The following is an 8,909-nucleotide window of genomic DNA, read 5'->3' as shown; positions in this document are numbered from 1 at the left end:
GTCAGGACTTGGGTCATGGTTCTATCGTAACTTCCGCATTCCTCCCGACACTGACCCTACGGGTACAGTGCGGGGCTCCTGCGATTTCTAGCTGATCCAGACTCAACTCTCCAGCCAGGATCCCTGGGATCCCAACTTTTTCCTTGGGGGTGTAAGCCTCTCTTTTTTGGTAAACTCCCGACTCTATTGGCAAGCTGTACGTCTCTAGGCAGTTCTCTTGCAAGTTCAAGATCCAGTAGTTGGGGATCCCGGCTTTGGCGTAGAGTCCGAGTTTGACTTCCCGATCATAGGTAAGGGAAGAATCAGCCACTTCGATGATGAGATAGATGTCTTCGGGCTGAGGATGCCGAGAGCGGTACTCATCCTGCTGAAAGCGCACAATGGCAAAGTCGGGCTCTGGCTCGTGATTGGGGGGCAGTTGGACCGGATCCTGGGTGCGCACAATAGCTTGCTCCTGCACAAGGCCCACCAACAGTCGGTACAGGCGGCTACAGTAGGCGGCGTGCCTCTCCCCTTTCGTCATCTTTTGAACTAGGAGCCCGTCAATCAGCTCCAACTGATTGGGCTCTTCAATCTGTCCAGACTCAATCAGTCGATGAAACTCCTCAAAGGTATATCGCCTGATATAGGGATCCAATCGGGCGGCTAGAGTCATCGACCAAACTCATCAGACCCTAAACTTCATATCACCACTCTACCAACTCACAAAAAAGGGATCCCTGGACCAGCCGAGGGATCCCTATTCAGCAGGTTATGGGCTTGCTACCCCGACTGAGAGGCTGTCGAGGCGATAACAAAGGCCGCGTAGGTCAGCACGTAACCCACCGTGAAGTGGGCCAGACCCACCAGACGACCTTGGACAATCGACATGGCCACCGGCTTGTCTTTCCAGCGGATCAGCTTGGCCAAGGGAGTGCGCTCATGCGCCCACACCAAGGTCTCGATCAGCTCTTGCCAGTAGCCGCGCCAGGAGATCAAGAACATGAACCCCGTCGCCCAGACCAAGTGGCCAAACAGGAACATCCAGGCCCAAACCGCCAGGTTATTCATCCCGTAGGGGTTGTAGCCGTTGATCAACTGAGCAGAGTTGGCCCAGAGGTAATCCCGCAGCCAGCCCATCAGGTAGGTGGAGTTCTCGTTGAACTGGGCAGTGTTGCCGCTCCAAACCCCAAGCTGCTTCCAGTGCCAGTAGAAGGTAACCCAGCCGATGGTGTTCAGCATCCAGAACATGGCCAGGTAGAAGGCATCCCAGGCGGAGATGTCGCAGGTGCCGCCTCGACCCGGGCCGTCGCAGGGGAAGCTGTAGCCAAAGTCCTTCTTGTCCGGCATCAGCTTAGAGCCGCGGGCATCCAACGCCCCCTTGACCAAGATCAAGGTGGTGGTGTGCAAGCCCAGCGCAATGGCGTGGTGCACCAGGAAGTCACCCGGGCCAATGGGCAGGAACAGGGATCCATTGGGATCGTTGATGGCCTGCAGCCAGCCCGGCAGCCACACGTTGCCGTAGTTGGGCCAAGCGGTAGAAGCAAGGCTGTCGGGGTTGGACAACAACACATCCATGCCGTAGATCATCTTGCCGTGAGAGGCCTGGATGAACTGAGCAAACACCGGCTCGATCAAGATCTGCTTCTCCGGCGTGCCAAAGGCCTGCATGACGTCGTTGTGGACGTACAGCCCCAGGGTGTGGAAGCCCAGGAACAGCGATACCCAGCTGAGGTGGGAGATAATCGCTTCCTTGTGATCCAGCACCCGCGCCAGCACGTTGTTCTTGTTGGCCTCAGGATCATAGTCCCGCACCAGGAAGATGGCCCCGTGGGCAAACGCCCCCACCATCAAGAAGCCAGCAATGTACTGGTGATGGGTGTAAAGAGCCGCCTCCGTGGTGTGATCCATGGACATGAACACGTAGGGGTTAAGGGCGTACATGTGCTGCGCCACCAGCGAGGTCACCACCCCCAGACAGGCCAAGGCCAGAGCCAACTGGAAGTGCAGGGAGTTGTTGACCGTGTCGTAGAGACCTTTGTGGCCTTCTCCCAGCAGGCCTCCGAAGGGAGTGCCCTTGGGGGGGTTGTGGGCGCCAAGGATCTCCCGGATGCTATGGCCAATGCCCCAGTTGGTGCGGTACATGTGGCCGGCCACGATGAAGATCACCGCGATGGCCAGGTGGTGGTGGGCCATGTCCGTCAGCCACAGGGACTGGGTGTTGGGGTTAAAGCCACCCAAGAAAGTGAGGATGGCCGTGCCCGCCCCTTCTGCCGTGCCCCAGACATGGTTGGCCGTGTCCGGGTTCTGGGCATACACCCCCCAGTTGAGGGTAAAGAAGGGCTTCAGACCTGCCGGGTGGGGCAGAGTGGTAAGGAAGTTGTCCCAGCCTACGTGCTGCCCGCGGGACTCGGGGATGGCGACGTGTACCAGGTGACCAGTCCAAGCCAGGGAACTGACCCCAAACAAGCCGGCCAGGTGGTGGTTGAGACGGGCTTCAGCGTTCTTGAACCAGCTCAGGCTAGGCCGGAAGCGGGGCTGCAGGTGCAGCCAGCCGGCAAACAGAAACACTGCCGCCAACAACAGCAGGCCAATCGCGCCGGTGTAGAGATCGCCGTTGGTGCGCAGGCCAATGGTGTTGAACCAATAGTACAGGCCAGAGTAGGCCGCGTTGACGGGGCCGCCGCCCCCCGGTTGGGTAAAGGCTTCCACCGCTGCCTTGCCAAAGTGGGGATCCCAGATGGCGTGGGCGATGGGGGTGACACCCGTGGGGTTGGCTACCCATTGCTCATAGTTGCCTTGCCAGGCGATGTGGAAGACGTTGCCGGAGGCCCACAGGAAGATGATTGCCAGATGGCCAAAGTGGGTGGCGAACAGCTTTTGGTAAAGCCGCTCCTCTGTCATGCCATCGTGGGTCTCGAAGTCGTGGGCGGTGGCAATGCCATACCACAGCCGACGCGTGGTGGGATCGCTGGCCAGGTCTTGGCTGAATTGGGGAAAACGAGTTGCAGTGGTCATGATTGTCTCTTCCTCCTTGCCTTAGCCGAGTGCGGCAAACCGTGCCAGGAAGAACGCCCAAGTGGTCACGATTCCGCCCAGCAGGTAGTGGGCCACACCGACCGCCCGCCCCTGGATGATGCTGAGGGCGCGAGGTTGAATGGCCGGAGCAACTTTCAGTTTGTTATGGGCCCAGACGATGGACTCGATCAGCTCCTGCCAGTAGCCACGGCCGCTGAACAGGAACATTAAGCTGAAGGCCCAGACGAAGTGGGCGCCCAAGAAGAGCAGTCCATAGGCCGACAGCGCCGAGCCATAGGAGTTGATCACCTGCACCGATTGGGCCCACAGGAAGTCCCGCAACCAGCCGTTGATGTTGATAGCGCTGGCCGCAAAGTTGCCTCCGGTGAGGTGCTCAATCGTGCCGTCCGGGTTGACGGTGCCCCAGATGTCGCTCTGCATCTTCCAACTGAAGTGGAAGATCACGATCGAGATGCAGTTGTACATCCAGAACAGCCCTAGGAACACGTGATCCCAAGCGGAGACTTGGCAAGTGCCGCCGCGGCCCGGGCCATCGCAGGGGAAGCGGAAGCCCAGCTTGGCCTTATCGGGGATCAGGCGAGAAGAGCGGGCAAACAGCACCCCCTTGAGCAGGATCAGCACCGTGATGTGGATGGTCATGGCGTGAATGTGGTGAACCATGAAGTCCGCCGTGCCCAGCACCATCGGCATCATGGACACCTTGCCACCCACAGCCACCACATCACCCCCAAAGATGGGGCTTACCGAAGCGCCCACATAGGGAGCAGTGCTAGCGATGGCCTTGGTGTGCAGCGATTGAATCCACTGGGCAAAAATGGGCTGCAGCTGGATGCCTGTATCCGAGAACATGTCCTGCGGACGGCCCAGGGCCTGCATCGTGTCGTTGTGAACGTAGAAGCCGAAGGCGTGGAAGCCCAGGAATAGGCACACCCAGTTCAGGTGGCTGATGATGGCGTCGCGGTGGCGGATCACCCGATCCAAGACATTGTTGCGGTTCACCGCCGGGTCATAATCGCGAACCATGTAGATGGCCCCGTGGGCAGCGCCGCCAACGATAAACAGGCCCCCTATCCACATGTGGTGGGTAAATAAGGAGATCTGGGTGGCGTAGTCAATGCCCATGTAGGGGTAGGGGTTCATGGCGTACATGTGCTGGGCCACGATGATGCTCAGGGATCCCACCATGGCCAGGTTGATGGCCAGTTGGGCGTGCCAAGAGGTGGTCAGCACTTCGTACAGACCCTTGTGGCCCTCGCCCGTGTAGGGGCCCTTGTGGGCTTCCAGGATCTCCTTAATGGAGTGGCCAATGCCCCAGTTGGTGCGGTACATGTGGCCAGCCACGATAAAGAGCACGGCGATGGCCAGGTGGTGGTGGGCCTGATCCGTCAGCCAGAGGGCGCCCGTCTGCGGATCCAGACCACCCTTGAAGGTGAGGAACTCCGCGTACTTGCCCCAGTCCAAGGTAAAGAAAGGCACCACCCCGCTGAAGAAGCCCCAATCCACGCTGGGGAACATCTCCTTCATCAGGGCCGGCTTGAGGATGAATTCATGGGGCAGAGGGATCTGGGCCGCCGGCACGCCCGCATCCAACATCTTGTTGATGGGAATGGCCACGTGGATTTGGTGACCAGCCCAGGCCAAAGAACCCAGCCCCAGCAGGCCCGCCAGGTGGTGGTTGAGCATCGATTCCACATTTTGGAACCACTCCAGCTTGGGAGCCCGCTTGTGGTAGTGGAACCAGCCGGCAAACAGGCACAGCCCGGCCATCACCAAGCCACCGATGGCGGTGCAGAGGAGTTGAAACTCATTGGTGATGCCGGCAGCTCGCCAGAGGTGAAATAGACCAGAAGTAATGCGGATCCCTTCGAAGCCGCCACCCACATCCCCATTCAGGATCTCTTGGCCAAAGATGGGCCAGACCACTTGGGCGCTGGGCTTGATGTTGATCGGATCCGCCAGCCAAGCGGAATAGTTGGAGAACTGAGCTCCGTGGTAGTACATGCCGCTCAGCCAGACGAAAACCACCGCCAAGTGGCCGAAGTGAGCGGAAAAGATCTTACGAGAGACGTCTTCTAAGTCGCTGGTGTGACTGTCGAAGTCATGAGCAAGAGCATGGAGGTTCCAGATCCAGGTCGTGGTCTTGGGGCCACGGGATAGGCTGCGATCGAAGTGCCCCGGCTTAGCCCATTTCTCAAATGAGGTGGGAACCGGATCCACATCAACCGACACCTTGACCTTCGGCTCTCGCTCCTTTGGCGTAGTTGTCATCAAGAACTCCTCTCTTGCGACAAGGAACGAAGCATCCCCACCCCTTGGCAGAAGATTCCCTCAGGGCAGGACTTACCTGGCATTATAGGTCAGGGTTTGTGAGCCCTCAGTTGCTTCACAATAATTAAACGAGGGATCCCTTGTCCCATCGAGGCTGGAGTCGATTGGCAATTGTTTTTTCGATCATAGATGTAAATATATGTAACGAATTTTCAGCCAACCCAATCCGTTCTCAGGAAGGGTTGGAACTGAACAATAGACAGCAAGGGATCCCCTGGGTGGGGATGTGTGGTAAAACCCTGGCAGCCCTTTTGCAGATACCACCCTATGACCCTAGAGATTCCCCGTCGCCAATACGTCAGCAACTACGGCCCCACCGTAGGGGATCGGGTGCGCCTGGCGGATACCGAACTGATCATCGAGGTGGAGGAGGATTTCACCACCTACGGCGAGGAGATTAAGTTTGGGGGCGGCAAAACCATCCGCGATGGCATGGGGCAATCGCCGACGGCCACCCGCGCCAATGGGGCCTTGGATCTGGTGATCACCAACGCCCTGATCCTGGACTGGTGGGGCATCGTCAAGGCGGATGTGGGCATTCGCGATGGCTACATTGTCGGCATTGGCAAAGCCGGCAACCCCAACATCCAAGCGGGGGTGACGCCGGGCATGGTGGTTGGCCCCAGCACTGAGGTGATTGCCGGGGAAAACCTGATCCTGACAGCGGGCGGGATCGATGCCCATGTGCATTTCATCTGTCCGCAGTTGTGCGAGTTTGCCATCGCTTCGGGAGTGACCACCCTTTTGGGGGGCGGAACCGGGCCGGCCACCGGCAGCAACGCCACCACCTGCACCCCTGGAGCTTGGAACTTGGGCAAAATGTTGCAGGCGGCGGAGGGGTTTCCGGTCAATTTGGGCTTTTTTGGCAAGGGGAACGCGGCTTTCCCCGAGGCTCTGCGGGAACAGGTGGAAGCGGGGGCCTGCGGACTCAAGATCCACGAAGATTGGGGATCCACGCCGGCGGTGATCGACAGCTGTTTGCAAGTCTCGGATGAGTACGACGTCCAAACCCTCATCCACACCGATACTTTAAATGAATCGGCTTTTGTGGAAGATACCATCGCCGCCATCAATGGCCGCACCATTCACACCTTCCACACCGAAGGGGCCGGGGGTGGGCATGCCCCCGACATCATCCGCATTGCCTCGGAGCCCAACGTGCTGCCCAGCTCCACCAATCCCACCCGCCCCTTTACCCGCAACACCATCGAAGAACATCTGGACATGCTGATGGTGTGTCACCACCTGAGCAAGAATGTGCCGGAGGATATTGCTTTTGCCGAAAGCCGCATTCGCCCCCAAACCATTGCCGCCGAAGACATCTTGCATGACATGGGGGTGTTCAGCATCATCTCTTCCGACTCGCAGGCCATGGGCCGGGTGGGGGAGGTGATCATCCGCACTTGGCAGACAGCTCACAAGATGAAGGTGCAGCGGGGGCCTCTGCCGCAAGACAGCAGCCGCAACGACAACTTCCGGGCCAAGCGTTACGTGGCTAAGTACACCATCTGCCCCGCCATCGCCCAAGGACTCAGCCACGTCATCGGGTCGGTGGAGGTGGGAAAACTGGCGGATCTGTGTCTGTGGAAGCCGGCCTTTTTTGGGGTTAAGCCGGAAATTGTCCTGAAGGGGGGCCTGATTGCCTATGCCCAAATGGGGGATCCCAATGCTTCCATTCCAACCCCGCAGCCGGTGTACCCTCGCCCCATGTTCGGCAGCTTTGGCCGCGCCTTGACCGAGACCAGCCTCCTCTTTGTCTCCCAGGCTGCCCTAGACCTGGGGATCCCTGAGAAATTGGGGATCCAGCGCCGGGCCGTAGCGGTGAAAAATTGCCGCGAGATCGGCAAAGCGGATTTGAAACTCAATACCGCCACTCCCCACATTGAGGTGAACCCAGAGACCTATGAAGTGCGGGCCGATGGAGAGCTGCTCACCTGCGAGCCGGCAGAGGTGCTGCCCATGGCACAACGGTACTTTCTGTTCTAATTCGGGTGTTCTAATTTGGGAGAGCTTGAGAGCTCTATTGAGCGTTTGATCGGTAACCCAAGCATGGGCCACCTTGTTCTCCGCCACCTCAGCAAGCGCTTCCACAAGGGAGGGATCCCTGTCCTCAGGGATTTGTCTTTGAGCGTGGAGGCAGGGGAGATCTTCGCCCTGCTGGGGCCGTCGGGCTGCGGCAAGTCCACCACCCTCAATCTCATCGCCGGCCTGCTGGAGCCGGATCCCTTGCCCTATCCGGGGGAAATCTGGCTGGACGGGATCCCCCTCAACCCTCTGCCGCCGGAACGGCGCGGCGTGACTTTGCTGTCCCAACACAGCCGCCTGTTTCCCCACCTGAGCGTGGGGGAGAATGTTGCTTTTGGCCTGAAAATGCGGGGCATTCCCCGGGCAGAGCGGGAGGCTGCCGCCTGGCGCATGTTGGAGCGGGTGCAATTGCCCGGCTTTGCTCAGCGTCGGCCCAGTCAGCTCTCTGGCGGACAAGCGCAGCGGGTGGCCCTGGCGCGGGCTTTGGTGATTCGGCCCAAGGTGCTGCTGTTGGATGAACCTTTATCGGCCCTGGATGCCAACCTGCGCCAAGAGATGCAGGCCCTCATCCTGGAGCTGCAGGCGGAAACAGGGGTGACGACGGTGCTGGTTACCCACGATCAAGCAGAAGCCACAGCCATGGCCCAACGCATCGGCCTGATGTTTGAGGGGCAGCTACACCAGGTGGGATCCCCTGTGGAGTTCTATCAGCAGCCGCGCTCCGAGCGCATTGCCCGCTTTTTTGGCGGGGTCAATTTTTTCGATGCGCAGGCGGAGGGTCACCAGCTTCGCCTCAACAACGGGATCCTCTTGAAAAGCGCCGCGCCACTCCAAGGTCAGGTGCGGCTGACGGTGCGCCCGGAACAGGTGCAGGTGCTTCCCCAGCCGCCCGGCTTGGCCGACAATGTTTTCTTGGCCCAGGTGATGGCGGAACGCTTTGCGGGCACCCAGCGACGGCTGACCTTACAAACCCCTTGGGGCAGTCTGCAGGCTTGGGTGGCTCCCCATCAGGTGTTTGCGCCGGGGCAGACGGTGTGGATCCACTTGCCGACAGAGGCTCTGTGGCCTGTGGAGATTGGCGGGGATCCCTCACCCCCGGCCCTTTTCCCAAAGGAAGAGGGGAGAGTATGACTCTAGTCAATGATATGCTGGACTATACTGGAAATAACGTATAGTATGTTCAGCATGGCTGCTTAGTATGGCTAGGTATGTGAAACCGAGAGAAGCGGCGGACTATTTCGGGGTATGTCTCCACACTTTGAGGCGATGGGAACAGAAAGGTTGGATCAAGGCAATACGCACACCATCCGGTAGGGCGAGAAGGTATGACCTCGACAGCTACATCAAAACGCCAAGAAAAGTCAAACGAGTCGTTTTGTACGCCCGAGTCAGCAGCCGAGGGCAGAAGCCAGACTTGGAGAGACAGATTGCAAGGCTGGTTAGCCTCTATCCTGGAGCCGAAGTGGTCGGAGAGATTGGCGGCGGTCTCGACTTCAAAAGACCAAAGTTCCTTGCCTTATTGGAGCGAGTTCGTACAG

Annotated in this window: 6 protein-coding genes; 3 read left to right on the top strand and 3 right to left on the bottom strand. The window is 59.0% G+C overall.

The genetic code is table 11. From position 1 onward, the window contains the following. Positions 1-13 precede the first annotated feature (13 nt). The 3 genes from ACVWXW_RS14000 to psaA all read right to left on the bottom strand — a co-directional run bounded on the left by ACVWXW_RS14000 (position 14) and on the right by psaA (position 5,286). On the bottom strand, positions 14-655 hold the full coding sequence (locus tag ACVWXW_RS14000; RefSeq protein ID WP_414418193.1) for a Uma2 family endonuclease: 642 nt from the start codon (positions 653-655) through the stop codon (positions 14-16). Between the two features lie 107 nt (positions 656-762). Then, on the bottom strand, positions 763-2,997 hold the full coding sequence (gene psaB / locus ACVWXW_RS13995; RefSeq protein ID WP_414332634.1) for a photosystem I core protein PsaB: 2,235 nt from the start codon (positions 2,995-2,997) through the stop codon (positions 763-765). A 21-nt stretch (positions 2,998-3,018) separates the two neighbouring features. Then, a complete protein-coding gene (psaA, locus tag ACVWXW_RS13990) occupies positions 3,019-5,286 on the bottom strand; it encodes a photosystem I core protein PsaA (RefSeq protein WP_457404318.1) in 2,268 nt (755 codons plus the stop codon). A 327-nt stretch (positions 5,287-5,613) separates the two neighbouring features. Between psaA and ureC the strand changes: the two genes are divergently transcribed. The 3 genes from ureC to ACVWXW_RS13975 form a co-directional block, all read left to right on the top strand. After that, positions 5,614-7,332 (top strand): urease subunit alpha, encoded by a 1,719-nt coding sequence (gene ureC / locus ACVWXW_RS13985; protein WP_457398220.1) that lies wholly within the window; start codon positions 5,614-5,616, stop codon positions 7,330-7,332. Positions 7,333-7,395: 63 nt separating this feature from the next. Then, a complete protein-coding gene (locus ACVWXW_RS13980; RefSeq protein WP_457404316.1) occupies positions 7,396-8,502 on the top strand; it encodes an ABC transporter ATP-binding protein in 1,107 nt (368 codons plus the stop codon). A 67-nt stretch (positions 8,503-8,569) separates the two neighbouring features. Continuing rightward, a partial coding sequence (locus tag ACVWXW_RS13975; RefSeq protein ID WP_457404314.1) for an IS607 family transposase occupies positions 8,570-8,909 on the top strand: 340 nt, incomplete at its 3' end.

This window comes from Thermostichus sp. MS-CIW-30, from assembly GCF_054058015.1.
This window is presented reverse-complemented; position numbering and strand designations above follow the sequence as displayed.